Source organism: Methylobacterium sp. 001424705 (assembly GCF_059816145.1).
The window spans coordinates 49,117-68,732 of record NZ_JCBANU010000001.1; the positions used below are offsets into that span (position 1 = coordinate 49,117).

Sequence of the window (19,616 nt, forward strand, 5' to 3'; positions counted from 1 at the left end):
CGGGAAAGATCAATAGGAAAGACTTTGCCGATGCGCGTATCGACGCCTCTCACGCTGCAGGCCGATGGCGATTGGAACGGTCTCGCGCTGCGGCCGACCTTCGCCCTGCTGCACGCGCTTTCCACCTCCACCTCGCTGCTCGTCGCCGCGCGAAGACTCGGAATTTCCTATCGTTCGGCCTGGAGCCGGGTCTCGGACCTCGAAGCCGCCCTCGGACAGCCGGTGGCGATCAAGACCAAGGGGCACGGCACGGTGCTCACACCGTATGGCCGTACGCTCCACGCGACGCTGTCAGGGATGTACGATCGGCTCGGCCCCCTTCTCGCCGCCGAGGCGGACCGGATGACGGAGGCCTTGCGCGGGCTGGAGGCCCGTCAATTGCCCCCCCTGAGGCTCGCGGCGAGCCACGATCCGCTGCTTCTGGGTGTCGTCGAAGCCCGGGCAAACGTCGAGCTCGCGATCGCCGGAAGCCTCGACGCCCTGTCGCATCTTCGTACCGGGAGCGCGGATGCGGCGGGCTTCCACTACGGCTCCGAAGGTCCGGCCCCGGATCCCTTCGGTGCCGTGTTCCGCGATCCGGACCTCCGCGTCCGGCCGTTGTTCCGGCGTCAGCAGGGCCTGATGCTTCCACCCGGCAACCCGCACGGGGTCACCGGCGTCCGCGACATCGCCCGCCTGGACCTGCGCTTCGTGAACCGCCAGCGGGGTGCCGGGACGCGCATCTGGTTCGAACGTCTCTGCGCCGAGGCCGGTCTGGAGAGCCGCGCGATCCGGGGGTCGCAGACCGAGGAATTCACCCATCAGGCCGTCGCCGCGCTCATCGCCACCGGCACCGCGGATGTCGGCATGGGGACACCCGCGATCGCCGAGCGCTTCGGCCTCGCTTTCCAGTCACTGGGCTGGGAAACCTACTTCCTGGCCGCCCGCACCACCGTTGACGAGACGTTGTTAACGCAATTGACGGAGGCCGCCGGACGAGCGGCGTCCGTCACCCTCGGCTACCAGAGCACGGCGTGCGGATAGAAGGTGAGGATGTCGCCCGCGGCCACGGCCGTCACCGTTTCGTCGAGTTCGACGAGGCCGTCGCTCTCCGTCAGCGACGAGAGCACACCGGCACCTTCGCGGGGGTACTTCACGGCCTCCAGGACGGCATCGGGCCCGAGGGCGACGCTGACGCGGACGAATTCGCGCCGGCCCGCCTTCTTGCGATAGGCGAAGGCGGCCCGGACGGGCTGGCCGAGGGGTGCAACGTCGTTTGCGCCGCCCAGGCGCGCGAGGAGTGGGCGCACCACGAACAGGAGCGTGACGTAGACGGCACCGGGATTGCCCGGCAGCCCGACGAACGGCGTACCGTCGACAACGCCCATCGCGACCGGACGGCCGGGCTTGATCGCAAGGCGCCAGAACATCAGCGCGCCGACCGCCTCGACGGCGGCCTTCACGTGGTCTTCCTCACCGGTGGAGACACCGCCCGAGGTCAGGATCAGGTCATGATCCCGGGCCGCTTGCCGCAGGCGCGCCGCGAGGGCATCGGGTTCATCGCGCAGGATGCCGAGATCCGCGACCTCGGCTCCGAGGCGGGCGAGCAGGGTCGAGAGCATCACGCGGTTCGAATCGTGGATCGCGCCGGAGGGAAGCGGCGCGCCCGGCTCTGTAAGTTCGTCGCCGGTGGAGAACAGGGCGACCCGCAGGCGCGTGCGCACGGCGATTCGGTCATGGCCGGAAGCGGCCGCGAGGGCGAGATCCTGTGGCCGCAGGCGCCGCCCAGCCGGGATCGCGCAGGCCCCGCGGGCGATGTCCTCACCGGCGTCTCGAGCGTTGGCGCCGCGTTTCAGCCCGGGGGGCAGCACGACGACGTCGCCCTCGCGGCGCACGTCCTCCTGCATGAACACCGTGTCGGCCCCGGGCGGCATCGGAGCCCCGGTGAAGATCCGGATCGCGCCGCCAGCGCCCGAGATTTCCTCCGCGGCCGTCCCCGCAGGGAGCCGACCGCGGACCGGGAGCCGCGTCTCGCCCTCCAGGCTGAGGTCACCGTGGCGGATCGCGTAGCCGTCGACGGCGGAATTCGGGAATGGAGGCACGTCATGGAGCGCCAGGACGGGCTCGGCCGCCACGCGTCCATCGGCCAGCCCGAGCGGCAGCCACTCGGTCCCGGCCAGGATCGGCAGGCGCTCGCCGATCAGCGCCACGGCGTCCTCGATGCGCATCAGCGCACCGCCGAACGCGAAGCAGTCGTCGGTCAGCTGGGCCATGGCCCCTCCAGGTGCGCCAGCGCCGTCTCCAGCGGTTCCGACAGGGCGAGGACGAGGTCGGCGATTCGTGCGATGGCGTCGAGATCGACGACCGGCACCGGAGCATCCGTGAAGGGCTGGTCGCTCGCAACCGCCACGATCCGGGGATCGTTGGGGTAGATCGGCGGCTTGCCGTTGGCGGCGCGGTGGACCTCGAGCTTGGCATGCGCGTCGCGCTTGAAGCCCTCGACGATGACAAGATCGCAGGGCGAGAGCCGGCGCAGGAGCTCGCCGAGCCGCGCTTCCCGCTCGGCGCCGATCTCGTGAACCTGGACCCAGCGCCGCGACGACGACACGATGACCTCTGACGCCCCGGCCTCGCGGTGGACGTAGGAATCCTTGCCGGGATGATCGACGTCGAAGGCGTGGTGCGCGTGCTTGATCGTCGCGACCTTCACGCCGCGCGCCGCCAGCAGCGGGATCAGCCGGGATAGGAGCGTGGTCTTGCCCGCGCCGCTCCAGCCTGCGAGGCCGATGACCCGGGCGGGATTCACGGCGCCTCCGCGGGCGAGAACCCGGCTTCGCTGAGGAGGGCGCGGGTCTCGGGATCGCGCAGGCAGGCGAGGAAGGCGGCGAGTGCCGGCCGTTCGCGGTGCTCGGCGCGGTAGGCGAAATCGTAGCGCTCATCGGCGAGCGGCAGGAAACCGAGGCCGTAGGCCCGCGCCACGGTGGCGATGGCGACGCCCCAATCGGCCCGCCCCTGGGCCACTGCCGCCGCCACGGCGTTGTGCGAGCGCGGCTGGTTCCAGAACCCGGGCGGACGGGCGCCCTTCAGGAGGCCGTCGACCAGGGCGCGGGTGCCCGAGCCGGTATTCCGGTTGACCATCACGATCTCAGGTTCGGCCAAGGCCGCGGCGACAGCCTCGTCCGGCAAGCAGCCCTCGAACAGGGGATGGCCGGGCTTGAAGACAACGCCCTGCAGGCGTCCCCAGCCTTCGGCCAACTCCAGTCCGGGCCCGAGGAACGGCCGGTTGTAGATGCCCGTCTCGGTGTCGAGGAGATGCATCGCGGCGAGGTCGCACTCCCCCCGGGCCAGGGCGGCGAGCCCCCCGGCCGAGCCGACCCAGATGGGCCGTGCACGAAGTCCGTGCTCCGCGAGTCGCCCGATCACACGGTCGAGTCCGACGCAGTGACTGCCGATGATCGTCAGATCCGGCGGTCGGACGCCGGCACCGAGCCGGGTGACCGACACGGTTTCCCCGGCCTCCAGGCCGGCCCGGGCGGCGGGAACCGCGAAGAAGCCGTCGGCCTGCGAGAAGGCCGTCACCGAGCCGGATCCCTTGGGCAGCGGCAGGGCGCGCAGGCCGCCCTCCGTCTCGGCCAGGGCGGTCATCACGAATTCCGTGCGCCCGCGCTCGGAGGGCACGCGCTGAGGCAGGATCGCCGGGACAAAGGTGTCCTCCCGCGGCGCCAGGCCGGCCATCGCCCGCACCAGCGGCACCACGACGTCGTGGAACGTGAACATCGCCGACGTCGGAAAGCCCGGCAGGACGACCACGGGCGTCTGTCCCGCGACCGCGAGGCAGAGGGGCTTCCCAGGTTTCAGGGCGACCCCGTGCACGAGGATGCCGGGTTCGCCGAGGCGCTGAAGGATGCGGTGCGAGACGTCGCCGGCCCCCTTCGAGGTCCCCCCCGACAGGACGACGATGTCGCTGTCGGCGATGGCGGTGCGGAGGGCCGCATCCAGGGCGGCCTCGTCGTCGCGAACGATACCGAGTGGCCAAACGGTGCCGCCATTCTCGCTGACGGTCGCGGCCACGATCGGCCCGTTGGAATCGTAGATCGCCCCGGGCTTCATCGCCTGGCCCGGCGCCACCAGTTCGTCGCCGGTCGAGAGAATCGCGACCCGGGGCCGGCGGACGACGTCGATGGCGGCGAGGCCGCAGGCGGCCAGCATGCCGATCTCGCGCGCGGTGATCGGCATTCCCTTGCGCAGGACCGTCTCGCCCGAGGCCATGTCGGCCCCGGCATAGCCGATGAACTGGCCCGGCCGGGCCGGACGGACGAGGTCGATCGCGAGGCTGTCGGGGCGGAACTCGGTCTGTTCGACCATCACGACGGCATCGGCGCCGCGCGGGACGACTCCGCCGGTGGCGATCGGCGTCGCGGTGCCGGTGGCCACGGCCATGACCGGCGCGACCCCACAGGCGAGGATCTCGCGGTTCAGGATCAGGCGCCGCGGCCGCGCCTCGTCCGCGCCCTCGGTATCCGCAGCGCGCAGGGCGAAACCGTCCACGAGGGCGCGATCGAAGGGCGGCACGTCGATGGGTGAGGCGACGTCGTGGGCCAGGACGCGCCCGAGTGCGTCGACGAGGGACACGGTCTCGGCCGCGAGGGCCGCGTGCGGCACCGCCGAGCGGAAGCGCGCGAGGGCCTCTTCCCGGCTGACCACCGTGAGGAATTGCTCCTGGCGCGCGGCCTGCGCCAGCCGGTCCAGGAAGGCGTCTTCCGCGGCGGTGTCGGTGGGCACGGCGTCGCTCACAGCGCGAGCCCCGGGACGACGCGGCCGGCCGGATATCCTTCCGATTCCGGTCCGACGAGGATCGCCGCATCGGCGTGGATCAAGCTGGCCAGCGCAAGATCGCTGCCGCCCAGCGGCAGAAGGCCGTCAGGCATCCGGCGGGCGAAGACGATCTCGCTCATGCCGATGGTGGAGGCGATCTTGCCCAGAAGCGGTGCGCCGCTTCCCGCCGGAGCCCGAGCTCCGGACAGACTCGCGATCAGCGGGCGCGCGAGGGCGACGAAGGCGCCGAGCGCCGCGTCGGGGCGCCCCGGCAGCAGAATGACAGGCCGTCCTCCCACGTCGCCGAAGCCCGCGGTGTCCCCCGGCTGGAGGGCGATGCCATGCGCCCGCACCGTTCCAGCCAGGGCCAGTCCGGCGGAGGCGTGGTCGTTGTGTCCGAAGCCCGTCCCGCCGATCGTCAGAACGGCGTCACCGTCCTGTGTTCTGAGCACATCCGCGATCGCGTCCGGAGAGTTGGCGGCCACGATGTTGGCCACCAACGCGCCCGCCGCGGTGATCCAATGCGCCAGGAGGGGGGAGAGGGTGTCGGCCTCGGGCGCTCCCGCGACGATCAGGGTCAGACGGGGACGGCGTAGGGCGAGACTCGCGAAGCCGGCCGCCTGTAGGGCAAGCCGGTGCAGGGCCGTCACCCGCTGACCGGTGGCGAGGAGCAGGGTGCCGGGCGAGGCTTCGGCACCGGCCGTACGCACGCCCTCCCCCATCGGGACATCGGCCACGATGGACGATCCCTCGATGGCTTCGGGGGGCAGGATCGTGTCGGCATCCTCCGGCAACCGCGCGCCGGCCTCGACCCAGGGCGGGCGGCCCACGACGAGAATCGGCGCGAAGGGCGAGGCGCCGACGACGTCCGCGCCGCGCACGGCCCAACCGTCCCGCAGGGCCGTCGCAAATTCCGGAATGGCCCGCGGCGCATGGCAATCGACGGCGCCGGTCCCGCCGAGGCCCTCGGCGAGCGGCACCGCCTCCGGTGCGACCGGGACAAGGCGCTCCGTCAAGAGACGAACGGCCTGCGTCAGTGGCATGAGGGCCGAGGATGCGGTCCGGCGCGGACCGGGTGCCGCTGCGGGCGAGCCGGCCTCCGGTTCGAGGGCGCTGCGGTCGGATGCGATCATGCGTCGAGCGATGCGCCATCGCCGAGCGATGATCAAGCGCCCCCCGGGTCTCCCGCGTCACCGGGTCCCGTCTCCATGCAGCGACATCTCTCTGGCGGATCGTCTAAATTTGCGCGCCGGGCCGGTATCCCGGCGTTTCCTCGCGGGGGATGCAGTGCAGGTATTCGGCAAAGCCTTGGTCGATCGTGTCCCGTCCCGGCGGGCACTCGCCCTCTGCGTTCTCGCCTCCGTCCTGTCAGGATCACCCGCGGCTGCCCAGTTGCGCGGCCACGGCGGCCCGGTTCGGGCGCTGGCGGTCGCGCCGGGGGGTGCCCTCGCGATCTCGGGCGGCTTCGATCAGGCCGCGATCCTGTGGGCGATCGACAGCGGCAGCGCGCTCACCGTCCTGCGCTTCCATGACGGGGCCGTAAACGCGGTCGCCGCCTTGTCCGAGGGTGGCTTCGTCACGGCCTCGGAAGATGGCCGTATCGCGCTCTGGCGCGCCGGCCAACCCGAGCCGGAGCGGGTCTTCACTGAACATGCGGGGCCGGTGGCGGCGCTGGCGGTCTCGCCTGACGGATCGCTGCTGGCCTCGGCCGCCTGGGACGGAACCGCCCGGATCCGCCCGATCGCCGGCGGCCCGGCCCGCGTGCTCGCGGGGCACCAGGGCAACGTGAACGCTGTCGGCTTCCTGCCGGATCGGCGGCCGGTCACCGCCGGCTACGACGCCACCGTGCGGATCTGGCCGCGGGCCGACGACCCCGCGGGCGTGCCCATCGTGATCACGCTGCCCACCATCCTGAACGCGCTGGCAGTGACGCCGGACGGCGAAATCGCAGTCGCGGGCGGGGACGCGGTCGTACGCCTGTTGCACCCGGACGGATCGGTCCGCGCCTCGGTCGATGTCGGGCCGAACCCGGTCATCGCGCTCGCGCCCTCCCCCGATGGCCGCCAGATCGCCGCTGCCACCGCCGGCGGCGCGGTCGCGGTGATCGACCGGGAATCGGGTACGATCCTGCACCGCCTCGTCGGGCCGGGCCTGCCAGTATGGTCCATCGCGTGGCGCCCGGACGGACGCGAACTGCTCACGGGCGGCAGCGACCGGTTGATCCGGCGCTGGGATGCCATGAGCGGCGAACCGATCGGTCCCCTGGCGATGCCGCGTCCGTCGGATGCCCTGGCCGCGTATCACGGGGACCGGGGCGCCGAGGTGTTCCAGGCCTGCGTCGCGTGTCACGCTCTCACCCCGGAGGACGGCCCCCGCGCCGGCCCCACGCTCGCCGGCATCATCGGCCGGCGCATCGCCACAGTGCCGGGCTACCGCTATTCCGACGCCCTGAGGGGCATGGACATCATCTGGGACGCGCGCACCATCGCTCGGCTCTTCGAGGTCGGCCCGACCCGCTACACACCGGGGACGCGGATGCCGGAGCAGACGATCAACCGGGCGGAAGACCGGGAGGCACTCGTGAAGTTCTTGGAGAGCGCGACGGCGACGCGCTGAATCTAGCTCACAGCGTCCGGATCATGTAACGGGCCTCGCCGCCGTAGCTGGCGAGCGTCCTCGCCGTAGCGTCGCCCGGCGCGCAGCTTCGAAAGCCGTGGCGCTCCCAGAACCGCACGGTCCCGTTGACCGCCACCAGGGCCAGGTCGTGCAGCCCGGCCTCCCGAATCCGGCCGATCAGGAGCGCCAGACCCGCTCCGGCCTGCCCGGCACCGGCGAGCGCCGGTTCGATACCGAGGTCATGCAGGTAGGCAGCGCCCTCCGCCGACGGCACGGGCGCGAGTGATCGGTTCAAGGGCGGAACTCGTCCGAGCGGCCAGGGATACGCAACCGCATACCCCGCGACGCCTGCATGCGCGTCGCTCAGAGCCAGACACAGGCGGGCTCCCAACGCGAGCCGTTCGCCGAAATGCGCCGCATCCTCCGGATGGTCCGGGAACAGCCGGTCGGCCAGGGCGACGACCTGTACGAGATCCCGTTCCTCCATGCTCCGCCACGTCCAGTCGCCCATGGCAGCGGCCGATCCGGCTAGATCGCCTCGCCGCGGGCGGCGCGCTCGCGGAGATAATCCTCCGTGGTGCGCGGACGGTCGCGCTCGGGGCCGGCATGGGGATCGAAGCCCTGATTCACCGCGACCTCGACACGACAATCTTCGCACATCATGAGGGCCTGCACGCGCGCTTCGCCGGCTTCGCCCCGGAACATCCAGTGCCGATCGCGCAGCTTCTCCACTACGCGCTCGATGGTGCTGCGCGTGCCGAAGGGCTTGGCGCAGGCGATGCACGCGAAGGGCTCCTCCTCCTTCAACACCCGCCGTGGCGCGGCCCAGGCCTCGAAATCGACGCCCGGCTTCAGGGTGATGACACTCTCCGGGCAGGTATTCGCGCAGAGACCGCACTGCACGCAGAGGCTCTCCTCGAAAGCGAGGAACGGCCGGTCGGCACTGTCCGACAGTGCATGGGTCGGGCAGGCGCCGACGCAGGCCAGGCAGAGCGTGCAATCCTCGGTGCGGAACTCCAGGCCGCCGAATGGAGCCCCCCCGGCCAGCGCGATGCGCGCCACCGGCTCGGGGGCTGCCGCATGCATCTCGTTGAAGGCAAAGCGTAGAACCTCTCGCTTGCCGCCGATCGGCATGAAACGAGAGGGAACGCCGGCCGCTTTTCCGACCCGCTGTCCTGTCAGGGTGGCGCCCAGAACATCCGGGTCGTCGGTTTCGATCAGGGAGACGACCGGCTCTGAGGTTCCGCTGCCAAAACCGAGCCCGCGCGCCAGGGTGTCGCCGAGGGCCACCGCCCGGCGCAGACTGTCGAGGTCATGCTTGGGTCGGTCGCGGGCGAGAATGCGGACCCCGGCGGCGCCGTACGCAAAGAGTGCCGCGAAGGCCTCCGGGCCCAGTTGCGTGATCTCGTTCACCCGCACGGGCAGCACGTGGGCCGGCAGGCCGTCTCCATGACGGGCGAGGGCGTCGATCAGGGGTTCGCCGTGGTCGCCATCGTGAAACAGTATCACGCCGTCACGACCGCCAGCGGCCTGGTAGGCGACCATCAGGGTCCGCAGCCGGCGCATCAGCGCATCGGCCGGCGGCAGGGCATAGGCGGCAGCCCCGGTCGGGCAGACCGATGCGCAGTTTCCGCACCCGGCGCAGATATAGGGATCGATCACCACCGTATCGCCCGCTGGCGCGATCGCCCCCGTCGGGCAAACCTCGAGACAGCGGGTACAACCGGTGATGCGGGAGCGTGAATGAGCGCAAAGCTCGGCGTGGAAATCCACGAAGCGCGTCTTGTCGAAGGTGCCGACGAGGTGTGACGCCTCCGTGATCAGGCGCTCGACCGCCGCCGGATCTCGCGGATCCGCGCGGAGATAGCCGAGCCGGACCTCGTGCGCCGGAAACAGGGCGGTGCCGCCGCTGACGTCGATGACGATGTCGCAGGTCGAAGTGGCGCCGTTGCGGCTCGCTCCGAACAAGAGATGCGATCGGGACGACGGAGCCGGCAGAGCATAGTCGTCGATGCGCAGCTCGAAGGCCCCGAGCCGTCCCTTGGCGCCGGCGATCGTCCCCTGCACGATTGGAAAGTCGTTGCGCTTAGGCGGCTCGACCGTCTCCGGCCGGCTCAGAAGCACCGTCACGTCAAGGTGCTCCGCGAGACGGCGGCCGATCTCGATGGCGGTCGCATCGCGACCATAAACAAGTGCGATGCCCTGGCTCTCGATCGCGACGGTGGCTGCATCCGGGACCGGCTCGGCGCTGGCGGCGAGCAATGCTGCCATCTTCGGGCCAGCCGCGTCACCCTGGGACGACCAGCCTGCCGTCTCGCGAATTTTGGCGTAGACCACCCGGTCCTCGGCGCCGAGCTCGGAGGCGACCTCGTCGAAGAGGGGCGACTGAAGGGTGCAGGATACGGTGACCGCACCGCCCGCCTGCACGGCGCCCCGAAATCGGTCGAGCTCGCGGCCGCAGAGCTGATCGGCCACCCTGAGCGTCCCGCCGCACCCACGGCCGATCGCCTCGGCGTCGAGCGACATCGTCTTCTCGCAGGTGCAGGCGAATACGATACGGTCGGACACGGACGAACCCTGGATGGATCTGGGGAAGCTGACGCAGACGACGGGCCGGCACAGCGATGGCCTCTTCGCGTCGTCGTTCGTATCTCATATACTCAAATGGTTCAAAACTGCGATCCGACACCGGAGCGCAGCGACGACACGTCCCGCGCGCATCTTGCGCCTTGTGCCTCGGTCGCCGGGACGACATCTCGGTGGCAGCGCTTCTCCCGCAACCGGTTCCTCGCGAGTCCTGCCTTCTCCGTGACGACAACCCCAGACCTCGATCTCCGATCGACAGCGCTCGCTCTGCCACCGGCATTCACCGGCCGCCTGGTGGGAGGTGCCTGCGATGCCTTCACGGAAGCCCGGTCGCTGGCCGAGCATCAGGGGGCTGATGCGGCGGGCACCCTCGTGCTTACCGAACGCGCGGGCGTGCTCGACCTTGCAGTGATTCTGGCGCCGGAAGAGCCGCTGGTCTCGGCGCGCCGCGCATTCCTGGCTGCCATGACGGCCCTGGCCGACGCTGTTGGCGCGCATGGTCCACCGGAGATGCCGCTGACCTTCGGCTGGCCCGACGTGCTCGTCTTCGACGGCGCCCGGCTCGGGGGTGGGCGGTTGGGCTGGCCCGCCCACTGCCCGGAGGAATCGACGCCGGACTGGCTCGTCTTCTCGGCCATGCTTCTTCTCTCGAAAGGAGCCACCGGCGATCCGGGGCTCACTCCTGGTTCGACGGCCCTCGACGAGGAGGGCTTTCCGGCGGACATCCGGTTTCCGCTGGTGGAGAGCTTTGCCCGCAATCTGATCCGGACGTTCTCCCTTTGGACGGAAGATGGCTTCGACGGGATCGCCGCCCGCTACCTCGCGCACCTGCCGACTCCGCCGGGTGTGCCGGTCCATATCGATCGGGCCGGCGACGTCATCCTGGGTGAGTCCGAGCGCTGGCCTCTGACGCGGCTGCTGCGCGAACCGGCATGGCTTGATCCGGAAACCGGGACGGTCCGTTTATGACGGCGCTCAAGCTGCCGCGCACACTGCGGCTCGACCCCTCTGATTCCTTCGTTTTCGCGCATCCGGCCGAGCCGGGTGAATGGGCGGTGACGGGGTCGTTTCTCTTCTGGGACCAGGATCTTTCCGCCCTGGAGGGGAAAGCGCGCGCCGCCTTCCGGTCCGGTTTCGTCGGGGTGACGTCTCTCGGCTTCTCGACCCTGGTGGTGGTGACCGAAGCGTCCGAGACCGAGCGCGATGCTGCGGTCGAGGATTTGGCTCGACATCTTCACGAGCGTCTCGGTGCACCGGACCGGGTGACCGCACGGGCGGCGGCCCGCGAAGAGCTCGACTTCGCAGCCTCCCTCTGCGGCGTTCCCGTCGGGAGCGTCGTAGCGATGCACCGGACCCAGACGGACGGCGAGATCACCGAAGCCTTCCGGACGTTGCACCAGCGCGATGCCGGAACGCCGGGAGCTGACCGTCTGCATGCCCATGCCCGCGCCTTTCGCTTCGTGGAGACCGATGAGGAGGAACCCGAGGAACGCGCCGATCTCATCGGGCTCGCGCGCGCTTCGGCTTCCTCGGGAAACTGATCGATGCCAGCCCTCGTACCGGGACAGACCCTGCCATGACCGAATTCTGGGTCTCCAGCGGCCACCACCTGACGCAGCGCACCGAGGGTGGCGGATTGGCCGTCACCGACGAACTGATCCTCGCCTATCTGGCCCGCCCGGAGGTATTGCCGCCCGACGACGCCTGCGCCGCGGAGCGTGGCCTGTATGCCGACCTGCTCGCCCATCCACGCCGCGTCGTATCAATGGAGGCCGTGAGGGCCATCGCGGATCCGGATGCTCGGGAAAACTGGGAGGTGCTGCTTGCCTTCCGAGACCGCCTGTTGGCGGCGCGCTCGATCGAGGCAGCCTATCTCGGAATGATCCGGGAGGGCCTGCAGGGCATTCCCTCGCTGTTCCTGAACCAGCTGGTCCACCTGATCCTGCGCAACGCCCTCGACGGCTGCGACGACCCGTTCGTGCTGCGCGCGGCGGAGCTGTTGTTCCGGCCTCAACGGATCAGTCGCCTCGACAACGCCGTTCTCCTGGCCGACGCCGAGGTGATCGAGGCGCGGGAAGGGAGCGCCCCCCTGTCGCCGCTGGTGAGCATGCTGGGCAAGGACGCGGCGAACGAACTCGACATCCTGAACGAGGACAATGCCTGGAGCTATTGGAGCCGCTCCGATGCATTCTCGATGGCGCTGAACCTCGGCTCCAGCATGCGCAGCCGCGTGGCGCTGGCCCGGGTGATCGAGGCTTTCGTCGGGCACCTCCTGAACGTCGAGGTTCGGGTCAACCCGCTCGACAAGCTCGAGGATTCCGACTGGCGCTGGTTCGTCGGCCTGGATGCGGAAGCGACGCGGATCGGCAACGCCCTCTGGCGCGGAGAGCCGGTCTCGAACGCCGACCAGGAACGCGTCATCGCGCTCTTCAGCCTGACGTTCACCGACCGGACACGCCTCGAAGACTCGGTCGGCGACCGTCCGGTCTACCTCCTGCTGGCGGCGACGGGCGCGAACCTCGTGACGCTGAAGCCGCACAATCTGATCGCGGGTCTTCCCCTCAAGACAGCGCAGGCGCCTTGCTGATGCCGAACGATCCGACAATCCTCGACGAAGATGCGGGCGGACGAGCGCTGGACGACCCTGAGCAGGATCGCGCCAGGCCGCAGAATCATTTCGAGGTCGGTATCCTCGTCGCCCGACGGCGCCTGCGCGGCCCCTGGGCGACCCATGCCTGGCTGCCGGTCGCGGCACTCCCGGCGGCGCCTCCCGTCGCGAACTGGACCCCGCTTGCAGAAAACGAAGAGGAATCAACGTTCTACGCCGGATCCTACGAGGTTCTCCTCCACCCCGCGGAGACCTCGCATTATCGCGACAACCTCGTGTCCGGACGTCCTTCCCTCTGGGTCTCGTTGCGCAAACTCGGTGAGGATTCTTACGAGATCGCGACTGTGACGGCGGACCCCTACGAGGGCGAGGCCATGGCGGAAGGCATCGGCGAGATCGTGGAGGCGGTCCCGATGCCGACGGAATGCCAGGGCATCCTGCTCGCGTTCTTCGAGGCGTTCCATGTCGAGCGAAAGTTCGAGAAGCGAAAGCGCGACCGCGCCGATCCGGAAGCGCTGGCGCGGGGCGGTCAGGGCAAGGGACGCGGCGAATGAGCGAGAGCCTTCTCTCACGCTGGGCGCGACGCAAGCAGGAGGTTCGTCAGCACGAGCGCGCGCAGGCGGTCACGGAACCGTCGGTGCTCGCGGTCCCGCCCGAACCGCAAGTCGTTGACGAAGCTCTGGTTTCCACGGAACCAGCGCTCGATGACGAGAGCCTGGCGGACGCGATCGCCCGGTTGCCGAAGATCGAGGATCTGACCGCGGAGACCGAGCTCGTTCCGTTTCTCAGGGCGGGGATTCCGGCGGCGCTGCGAAAAGCCGCCCTTCGGCGGATGTGGTCCGTCGATCCGGCGATCCGTGATTTCGTCAGCGAGGCCCGGGAATATGCCTACGACTGGAATACGCCCGGTGGGGTGCCCGGGCTCGGACCCATGCTCCCCACGGACGACATCACGGCGATGGTCGAGCGGATCATGACCGGCCACGCCCCGAAGCCGCCGCAGGAGCCCGTCGGTATCCAAGAGGGTGACGTCGAGGTCGCGCCGTCGACCGTCCCGGTCGCGGATGAAACCGCCGCGGAAACGCAGATGGTCTCCATCCAGGACACGCCGACCGCGCACGTCGGCGCGGAGGACCTTCATCCATCGCAGAATGGCGAGCGCACGTTTCAATCGGCCCCGATTGTTTCGCCCCTGCGACGCCATGGCGGCGCGATGCCGAGCTAATGCGAAGAAACGCGATTGCCGTTCGGTGAAACCCTTTTTATTATCAATACAAACTAGACCGCACCTCAGGTGGAGCGGCGGGGGCCGGAAGGGTCGAGGAGTGGTATGCGTTCCGGTGCGCCGTTTTCAGAGCCGCCAGGGGAAGTCGGCGTCGGGGTGATGGATCGGATGGACGAGGCCACGACGGTGAGCTTGGCCCTGGACGAAGTCGATCACCTGCGCGCGCAGCAGTACGACCTTCTTGCGGTCCTCCTCGGCCGTCCTCCCACGGCGAATCTTCTTCGTGCGTTGGCGGGACTCGCGGGCGGCGACAGCGTCCTGGGCCGCGAGGTCGCTTCCCTCGCAGCCCTGGCCCGGGAGACGTCAGCGGATGCCGTGGAGCGGGAATATTTCGCGCTTTTCGTCGGTGTCGGGCGGGGAGAGCTTCTGCCCTACGCCTCCTACTACCTGACGGGGTTCCTGAACGAGCGGCCCCTCGCCCGGGTTCGCGAGGATCTCTCGGGACTGGGCATCGAGCGCGACCCGGCGACGACCGAACCCGAGGATCATCTCGCGATTCTCTTCGACGTGATGGCCGGGCTCACGGCCGGACGGTTCGAGGCCGAGCCCGGTGCCGCGCGCGCGTTCTTCCTCCGGCACATCGCGCCGTGGGGCGAACGTTTCTTCACGGATCTGGAGCGGGCCAAGGCGGCGCGCTTCTATCGCCCGGTCGGGGCCCTGGGACGGGCCTTCCTCGAGATCGAGGCGGCGGCTTTCGCGATGGATGCCTGAGGCATCCGTCTCTTTGGATCATGGCGCTCGACCCCGTGTCGGAGAGCGCCGGAGGGAGTGTGTGGGCGATGGGACAGGATCAGAAGGACCAGCTCGGCCGTCGCCAGTTCTTCCGCGCGCTCGGCGGCGGCACGGTGGCGGCCGCGGCCGGCATGGCGTCGCCGCTCTCGGTCACCGAGGCGCAGGCCTATGACCCCGGCACGGACGAGACCCGGTCGCGCTACCGCCTCACGGACGAGGTGAAGGCGTTCTACCGGACGAACGGCTACGAGACCCTTCAGAACAGCACGAACGCCGGAAAGAAGTGAGCCTGCGATGCTGACCAAGCGCAAGAGCGGCGAGGCGAGCCGCACCAAGCACCAGGCCGTCGCCGCGGGCCTCGCGGCCGGCGTGCTCGACCGTCGCGGCTTCCTGAAGAAGTCGGGCCTGACCGCCGGCGCCCTGGCGGCGGCCGGCACGATCCAGCTCGGATCGGTCCGTCAGGCCCGCGCCGCCGGCTCGTCGGCCGTCGGCCCCGACGTCCAGATCAAGAAGAACGTCTGCACCCACTGCTCGGTGGGCTGCACGGTGACGGCCGAGGTGGTGAACGGGGTCTGGGTCGGCCAGGAGCCGTCCTATGCGAGCCCGATCAACCGCGGCACGCACTGCGCCAAGGGCGCGGCGATCCGCGAGCTGGTCTCGTCCGACCGGCGCCTGAAGTACCCGATGAAGCTCGTCGGCGGCCAGTGGCAGCGCGTCTCTTGGGAACAAGCCATCGAGGAGATCGGCGACAAGCTCGGCGCCATCCGCGAGAAGAACGGCGCGGACTCGGTCTACTGGCTCGGCTCGGCCAAGTTCACCAACGAAGCCGCCTACCTGATGCGCAAGTTCGGCGCCTTCTGGGGCACCAACTCCGTCGATCACCAGGCACGCATCTGCCACTCGACCACGGTGGCGGGCGTCGCCAACACCTGGGGCTACGGCGCCCAGACCAATTCCTACAACGACATCCGCAACGCCAAGACGATGATCATCCTGGGCGGCAACCCCGCCGAGGCGCACCCGATCTCCATGCAGCACGTGCTGTCGGGCAAGGAGATCAACCGCGCGAACATGATCGTCATCGATCCGCGCTTCACCCGCACGGCGGCCCACGCCACCGAGTACGTGCGCATCCGCTCCGGCACCGACATTCCGGTGGTCTGGGGCATCCTCTGGCACGTCTTCCAGAATGGCTGGGAGGACAAGGAGTTCATCAGCCAGCGCGTCTACGCCATGGACGACGTCCGCAAGGAAGTCGCCAAGTGGACCCCCGAGGAGGTCGAGCGCGTCTCCGGCGTGCCCGGCGAGCAGCTGCGCCGGGTGGCGGAGAAGTTCGCCAAGGAGAAGCCCGCGACCCTGATCTGGTGCATGGGCGCGACCCAGCACACGGTGGGCACCGCCAACGTGCGCGCCCTCTGCATCCTGTGTCTCGCCACCGGCAACGTGGGCAAGCCCGGCACCGGCGCGAACATCTTCCGCGGCCACACCAACGTGCAGGGCGCCACCGATCTCGGTCTCGATGTCACCTCGCTGCCGCTCTACTACGGTCTCGTCGAGGGCGGCTGGCGCCATTGGGCCCGCGTCTGGGACGTGCCCTACGAGTGGCTGCAGTCCCGCTTCGACGAGGTTCCCGCCGCGGCCGGCCGCAAGGCCCGCTCGCGCAAGGAGAACATGGAAGCGCCCGGCATCACATCGACGCGCTGGTTCGACGCCGTGAACCTGCCGCCGGAGCAGATCGACCAGCGCAGCCCGATCAAGGCGTTCATGGTGTTCGGCCACGGCGGCAACACCGTGACCCGCCTGCCCGAGGCCATCGAGGGCATGAACAAGCTCGAGCTCCTGGTGGTCGCCGATCCGCATCCGACCACCTTCGCGGCCCTCGATGCCCGCCAGGACAACACCTACCTGCTGCCGATCTGCACCTCGCTGGAGATGGAGGGCTCGCGCACGGCTTCCAACCGCTCGCTCCAGTGGGGCGAGCAGATCGTCAAGCCGGCCTTCGAGTCGAAGAACGACTACGAGGTGCTCTACCTCCTCGCCAAGAAGCTCGGCTTCGCCGAGACGCTGTTCAAAAACATCAAGGTCGAGAACAACGTCCCTTCGGCCGAGGATCTGCTGCGGGAGATCAACCGCGGCGGCTGGTCGACCGGCTATTGCGGCCAGAGCCCCGAGCGGCTGAAGGCGCACATGCGCAACCAGCACAAGTTCGATCTCATCACCCTGCGGGCGCCCAAGGACGACCCGGAGGTGGGCGGCGACTATTACGGCCTGCCCTGGCCGTGCTGGGGCAAGCCCGAGCTGCGCCATCCGGGTTCGGCCATCCTCTACAACACCTCCCTCCACGTGAAGGACGGCGGCAGCACATTCCGGGCCCGGTTCGGCACCGAGCGCAACGGCCAGACCCTGCTGGCCGAGGACAGCTTCACCAAGGATTCCGACCTCACCGACGGCTACCCGGAATTCACCTTCGGGGTGTTCAAGAAGCTCGGCTGGGACAAGGACCTGACGGCGGACGAACTCGCCACGATCCTCAAGATCGGCGGCGACAAGGCCGACACCGTGAGCTGGGCCACCGACCTGTCGGGCGGCATCCAGCGGGTCTGCCTCGATCACGGCGTGATCCCGTTCGGCAACGGCAAGGCCCGGGCGAACGCCTGGAACCTGCCCGACCCGGTGCCGGTGCACCGCGAGCCGGTCTACTCGCCGCGCCCCGACCTCGTGGCGAAGTACCCGACCCGCCCCGACGAGCGGCAGTTCCGCATGCCGAACATCGGCTTCTCGGTGCAGAAGGCGGCCGTCGAGCGAAACGTGGCGCGCGACTTCCCCATCATCCTCACCTCGGGCCGCCTTGTGGAATACGAGGGCGGTGGCGAGGAGACCCGGTCGAACCCGTGGCTGGCCGAGTTGCAGCAGGACATGTTCGTCGAGATCAACACCGGCGACGCCGTCGAGCGCGGCATCAAGGACGGGTCCTGGGTCTGGGTCACCGGCGCCGAGAACAGCTCGAAGGCCAAGGTCAAGGCGCTCGTCACCGACCGTGTCGGCAAGGGCGTCGCGTTCATGCCCTTCCACTTCTCGGGTTGGTACGAGGGCAAGGACATGCGCGACTACTACCCGAAGGGCACCGACCCGGTGGTGCTCGGCGAGAGCGTCAACTCGGTCACCACCTACGGCTTCGATCCTGTGACGGGCATGCAGGAAACGAAGTGTACCCTATGCCAGATCAAGGCCGCGTGAGAGGAGCGCATCGACCATGGCCCGTATGAAGTTCCTCTGTGACGCCGACCGTTGCATCGAGTGCAACGCCTGCGTCACCGCCTGCAAGAACGAGCACGAGGTGCCCTGGGGCATCAACCGCCGTCGCGTCGTGACGCTCAACGACGGCAAGCCCGGCGAGCGCTCGGTCTCGATGGCGTGCATGCACTGCACGGACGCGCCCTGCGCGGCCGTGTGCCCGGTGAACTGCTTCTACACCACGGCCGACGCGGTGGTGCTGCACTCCAAGGACATCTGCATCGGCTGCGGCTACTGCTTCTACGCCTGCCCCTTCGGCGCGCCCCAGTATCCGCGCGTCGGAAACTTCGGCTCGCGCGGCAAGATGGACAAGTGCACCTACTGCTCGGGCGGCCCGGAGCCGGACCTGTCGGTGGCCGAGTACGAGAAATACGGCTCGAACCGCCTCGCCGAGGGCAAACTCCCCCTCTGCGCGGAGATGTGCTCGACCAAGGCCCTGCTCGCCGGCGACGGCGAGATGATCGCCGAGATCTATAAGCAGCGCGTGATCAAGCGCGGCTACGGCTCCGGCGCCTGGGGCTGGAAGACGGCCTACCGCGAGACCGTGGCGATCTGATCGCCCCCTCGCCCCTGGAGCCGGCGGCCATCCGGCGGCTCCATGACGACACGCCATCGAAAGGAACGCCGATGCGGCGGGCAGTCACGCTCCTCAGCACCCTCGTCGTCGCGACGACGCTCCTGGCCGCGCCGGGCGCGTTCGAACCGGCACGCGCCCAGAATCCGATCACGCAGGATGGGCAGAACCCCATGGGCGCCAGGCCCACGGCGGATTCGGTGAACGAAGAGTTTCTCTTCAAGAACGCGGACAAGATCACCGGCCGGATCAGCATCCCCGATCGGAAGGCCGCGAACCTGATCCAGCCGCAGGGTCGCGAGTACCAGTCGTTCCGCGAGCACTACCTGCCGTGGATCGGGGCCGCCCTCATTCTCGGCATGATCGGCGCGCTGGGGGCGTTCTTCCTCTGGCGCGGGCGCATCCTCACGGAGCACAGCCAGGAATCGGGCCGGAAGATCCTGCGCTTCAACACCTTCGAGCGCTTCACCCACTGGATGACGGCCGTGTGCTTCATCATCCTGTCGCTCTCCGGCCTGAACTACATCTTCGGCAAGCGCCTGCTGATGCCGCTGATCGGCCCCGAGGCCTTCGGCGCCCTGGCGCAGTGGGCCAAGTACAGCCACGTCTATCTCGCCTGGCCGTTCATGTTCGGCGTGGTGATGATGTTCGTGGTCTGGATCAAGGACAACATCCCGAACCGCCTCGACTGGGACTGGATCAAGGCCGGCGGCGGGTTCATCGGCAAGAAGCACCCGCACGCGGCCCGCTTCAACGCCGGTCAGAAGGGCGTGTTCTGGATGGTTGCCGGCTTCGGCGCCGCCATGAGCATGACCGGCCTGATGATGCTGTTCCCGTTCGCGCTGCTGGACATCAATGGCATGCAGGTCATGCAGGTGATCCACTCGCTGATCGGCATCGCCTTCATCGCCGGCATCCTCGCCCATATCTACATCGGCACGCTCGGCATGAAGGGCGCCTACGACGCCATGGGCAGCGGCAAGGTCGACCTGGCCTGGGCGCGTGCCCACCACGATCTCTGGGTGGAGCAGGAGCAGGCGAAGACGGCGAGCGGCCCGCAGCTCTCCGGTCGCCACCCCGCCCCCGCCGAGTAACCGAACACCCTGCACGCCCGCGCGGCGAGGACC

The 19,616-nt window shown here is 69.3% G+C and carries 18 protein-coding genes; 12 read left to right on the forward strand and 6 right to left on the reverse strand.

Going from position 1 to position 19,616, the window contains the following annotated elements; genetic code table 11:
* The first annotated feature begins 30 nt into the window (after nucleotides 1-30).
* Nucleotides 31-1,023 (forward strand): substrate-binding domain-containing protein, encoded by a 993-nt coding sequence (locus tag AC6EUL_RS00225; protein ID WP_499868155.1) that lies wholly within the window; start codon nucleotides 31-33, stop codon nucleotides 1,021-1,023.
* Here the strand turns inward: AC6EUL_RS00225 and AC6EUL_RS00230 are convergent.
* From AC6EUL_RS00230 to AC6EUL_RS00245, 4 genes are read right to left on the reverse strand one after another with little or no spacing between them, the layout of a single operon-like run.
* Complete coding sequence (locus AC6EUL_RS00230; protein WP_499868157.1) at nucleotides 999-2,252, reverse strand: molybdopterin molybdotransferase MoeA; 1,254 nt, start codon at nucleotides 2,250-2,252, stop codon at nucleotides 999-1,001. The two genes, AC6EUL_RS00225 and AC6EUL_RS00230, sit on opposite strands and share 25 nt — an antisense overlap.
* Nucleotides 2,240-2,785 carry a molybdopterin-guanine dinucleotide biosynthesis protein B gene (gene mobB, locus AC6EUL_RS00235; protein ID WP_499868159.1) on the reverse strand — a complete coding sequence of 182 codons (546 nt, stop codon included), beginning with the start codon at nucleotides 2,783-2,785 and terminating at the stop codon, nucleotides 2,240-2,242. The genes AC6EUL_RS00230 and mobB overlap by 13 nt, the downstream gene beginning before the upstream one ends.
* Nucleotides 2,782-4,761 carry a molybdopterin biosynthesis protein gene (locus AC6EUL_RS00240; RefSeq protein ID WP_499868161.1) on the reverse strand — a complete coding sequence of 660 codons (1,980 nt, stop codon included), beginning with the start codon at nucleotides 4,759-4,761 and terminating at the stop codon, nucleotides 2,782-2,784. The genes mobB and AC6EUL_RS00240 overlap by 4 nt, the downstream gene beginning before the upstream one ends.
* Nucleotides 4,762-4,769: 8 nt before the next feature.
* Nucleotides 4,770-5,927, reverse strand: coding sequence for a molybdopterin-binding protein (locus tag AC6EUL_RS00245; RefSeq protein ID WP_499868163.1), 1,158 nt, complete (start codon nucleotides 5,925-5,927; stop codon nucleotides 4,770-4,772).
* 232 nt (nucleotides 5,928-6,159) lie between these two features.
* Between AC6EUL_RS00245 and AC6EUL_RS00250 the strand changes: the two genes are divergently transcribed.
* Entirely contained in the window at nucleotides 6,160-7,410 is a 1,251-nt protein-coding gene (locus tag AC6EUL_RS00250; RefSeq protein ID WP_499868598.1) for a c-type cytochrome, read from the forward strand.
* 7 nt (nucleotides 7,411-7,417) lie between these two features.
* Here AC6EUL_RS00250 and AC6EUL_RS00255 read toward each other — a convergent pair whose 3' ends face one another.
* Nucleotides 7,418-7,921: a GNAT family N-acetyltransferase gene (locus tag AC6EUL_RS00255; RefSeq protein WP_499868165.1), complete on the reverse strand. Its 504-nt coding sequence runs from the start codon at nucleotides 7,919-7,921 to the stop codon at nucleotides 7,418-7,420.
* Nucleotides 7,922-7,938: 17 nt separating this feature from the next.
* The gene (locus AC6EUL_RS00260) at nucleotides 7,939-9,936 is read right to left on the reverse strand and encodes a 4Fe-4S binding protein (RefSeq protein WP_499868600.1); all 1,998 of its coding nucleotides are present in this window, start codon (nucleotides 9,934-9,936) and stop codon (nucleotides 7,939-7,941) included.
* A gap of 282 nt (nucleotides 9,937-10,218) precedes the next feature.
* On the opposite strand from AC6EUL_RS00260, the gene AC6EUL_RS00265 reads away from it, so the two are divergent.
* The 10 genes from AC6EUL_RS00265 to AC6EUL_RS00310 all read left to right on the forward strand — a co-directional run bounded on the left by AC6EUL_RS00265 (nucleotide 10,219) and on the right by AC6EUL_RS00310 (nucleotide 19,583).
* Nucleotides 10,219-10,965, forward strand: a complete 747-nt coding sequence (locus AC6EUL_RS00265) for a biotin/lipoate--protein ligase family protein (protein ID WP_499868167.1) — start codon at nucleotides 10,219-10,221, stop codon at nucleotides 10,963-10,965.
* Nucleotides 10,962-11,537, forward strand: coding sequence for a DUF6505 family protein (locus tag AC6EUL_RS00270; protein WP_499868169.1), 576 nt, complete (start codon nucleotides 10,962-10,964; stop codon nucleotides 11,535-11,537). The genes AC6EUL_RS00265 and AC6EUL_RS00270 overlap by 4 nt, the downstream gene beginning before the upstream one ends.
* A 35-nt stretch (nucleotides 11,538-11,572) precedes the next feature.
* The gene (locus AC6EUL_RS00275) at nucleotides 11,573-12,583 is read left to right on the forward strand and encodes a DUF6352 family protein (protein WP_499868171.1); all 1,011 of its coding nucleotides are present in this window, start codon (nucleotides 11,573-11,575) and stop codon (nucleotides 12,581-12,583) included.
* Nucleotides 12,583-13,158, forward strand: coding sequence for a DUF3305 domain-containing protein (locus AC6EUL_RS00280; protein WP_499868172.1), 576 nt, complete (start codon nucleotides 12,583-12,585; stop codon nucleotides 13,156-13,158). The genes AC6EUL_RS00275 and AC6EUL_RS00280 overlap by 1 nt, the downstream gene beginning before the upstream one ends.
* Complete coding sequence (locus AC6EUL_RS00285; RefSeq protein WP_499868174.1) at nucleotides 13,155-13,829, forward strand: DUF3306 domain-containing protein; 675 nt, start codon at nucleotides 13,155-13,157, stop codon at nucleotides 13,827-13,829. Before AC6EUL_RS00280 ends, AC6EUL_RS00285 begins: the two co-directional genes overlap by 4 nt.
* A 168-nt stretch (nucleotides 13,830-13,997) precedes the next feature.
* On the forward strand, nucleotides 13,998-14,600 hold the full coding sequence (locus tag AC6EUL_RS00290; protein WP_244479525.1) for a TorD/DmsD family molecular chaperone: 603 nt from the start codon (nucleotides 13,998-14,000) through the stop codon (nucleotides 14,598-14,600).
* Nucleotides 14,601-14,668: 68 nt separating this feature from the next.
* Nucleotides 14,669-14,908, forward strand: a complete 240-nt coding sequence (locus AC6EUL_RS00295) for a formate dehydrogenase (RefSeq protein ID WP_056219196.1) — start codon at nucleotides 14,669-14,671, stop codon at nucleotides 14,906-14,908.
* Between the two features lie 7 nt (nucleotides 14,909-14,915).
* The gene (locus tag AC6EUL_RS00300; protein WP_056273118.1) at nucleotides 14,916-17,858 is read left to right on the forward strand and encodes a formate dehydrogenase subunit alpha; all 2,943 of its coding nucleotides are present in this window, start codon (nucleotides 14,916-14,918) and stop codon (nucleotides 17,856-17,858) included.
* Nucleotides 17,859-17,874: 16 nt separating this feature from the next.
* Nucleotides 17,875-18,471, forward strand: coding sequence for a formate dehydrogenase FDH3 subunit beta (gene fdh3B, locus AC6EUL_RS00305; protein WP_055955987.1), 597 nt, complete (start codon nucleotides 17,875-17,877; stop codon nucleotides 18,469-18,471).
* Nucleotides 18,472-18,542: 71 nt separating this feature from the next.
* Nucleotides 18,543-19,583, forward strand: a complete 1,041-nt coding sequence (locus AC6EUL_RS00310; protein ID WP_056273121.1) for a formate dehydrogenase subunit gamma — start codon at nucleotides 18,543-18,545, stop codon at nucleotides 19,581-19,583.
* The last annotated feature ends 33 nt before the right edge of the window (nucleotides 19,584-19,616 follow it).

Excerpts from the sequence above, each read along its gene's own strand:
- AC6EUL_RS00285 (WP_499868174.1), top strand. The coding sequence starts at position 13,155 with ATGAGCGAGAGCCTTCTCTCACGCTGGGCGCGACGCAAGCAGGAGGTT.
- AC6EUL_RS00310 (WP_056273121.1), top strand. The coding sequence starts at position 18,543 with ATGCGGCGGGCAGTCACGCTCCTCAGCACCCTCGTCGTCGCGACGACG.
- AC6EUL_RS00245 (WP_499868163.1), bottom strand. The coding sequence starts at position 5,927 with ATGATCGCATCCGACCGCAGCGCCCTCGAACCGGAGGCCGGCTCGCCC.
- AC6EUL_RS00225 (WP_499868155.1), top strand. The coding sequence starts at position 31 with ATGCGCGTATCGACGCCTCTCACGCTGCAGGCCGATGGCGATTGGAAC.
- AC6EUL_RS00295 (WP_056219196.1), top strand. The coding sequence starts at position 14,669 with ATGGGACAGGATCAGAAGGACCAGCTCGGCCGTCGCCAGTTCTTCCGC.
- AC6EUL_RS00280 (WP_499868172.1), top strand. The coding sequence starts at position 12,583 with ATGCCGAACGATCCGACAATCCTCGACGAAGATGCGGGCGGACGAGCG.
- AC6EUL_RS00230 (WP_499868157.1), bottom strand. The coding sequence starts at position 2,252 with ATGGCCCAGCTGACCGACGACTGCTTCGCGTTCGGCGGTGCGCTGATG.
- AC6EUL_RS00270 (WP_499868169.1), top strand. The coding sequence starts at position 10,962 with ATGACGGCGCTCAAGCTGCCGCGCACACTGCGGCTCGACCCCTCTGAT.
- AC6EUL_RS00255 (WP_499868165.1), bottom strand. The coding sequence starts at position 7,921 with ATGGGCGACTGGACGTGGCGGAGCATGGAGGAACGGGATCTCGTACAG.
- AC6EUL_RS00300 (WP_056273118.1), top strand. The coding sequence starts at position 14,916 with ATGCTGACCAAGCGCAAGAGCGGCGAGGCGAGCCGCACCAAGCACCAG.
- fdh3B (WP_055955987.1), top strand. The coding sequence starts at position 17,875 with ATGGCCCGTATGAAGTTCCTCTGTGACGCCGACCGTTGCATCGAGTGC.
- AC6EUL_RS00275 (WP_499868171.1), top strand. The coding sequence starts at position 11,573 with ATGACCGAATTCTGGGTCTCCAGCGGCCACCACCTGACGCAGCGCACC.
- AC6EUL_RS00290 (WP_244479525.1), top strand. The coding sequence starts at position 13,998 with ATGGACGAGGCCACGACGGTGAGCTTGGCCCTGGACGAAGTCGATCAC.
- AC6EUL_RS00260 (WP_499868600.1), bottom strand. The coding sequence starts at position 9,936 with ATGTCGCTCGACGCCGAGGCGATCGGCCGTGGGTGCGGCGGGACGCTC.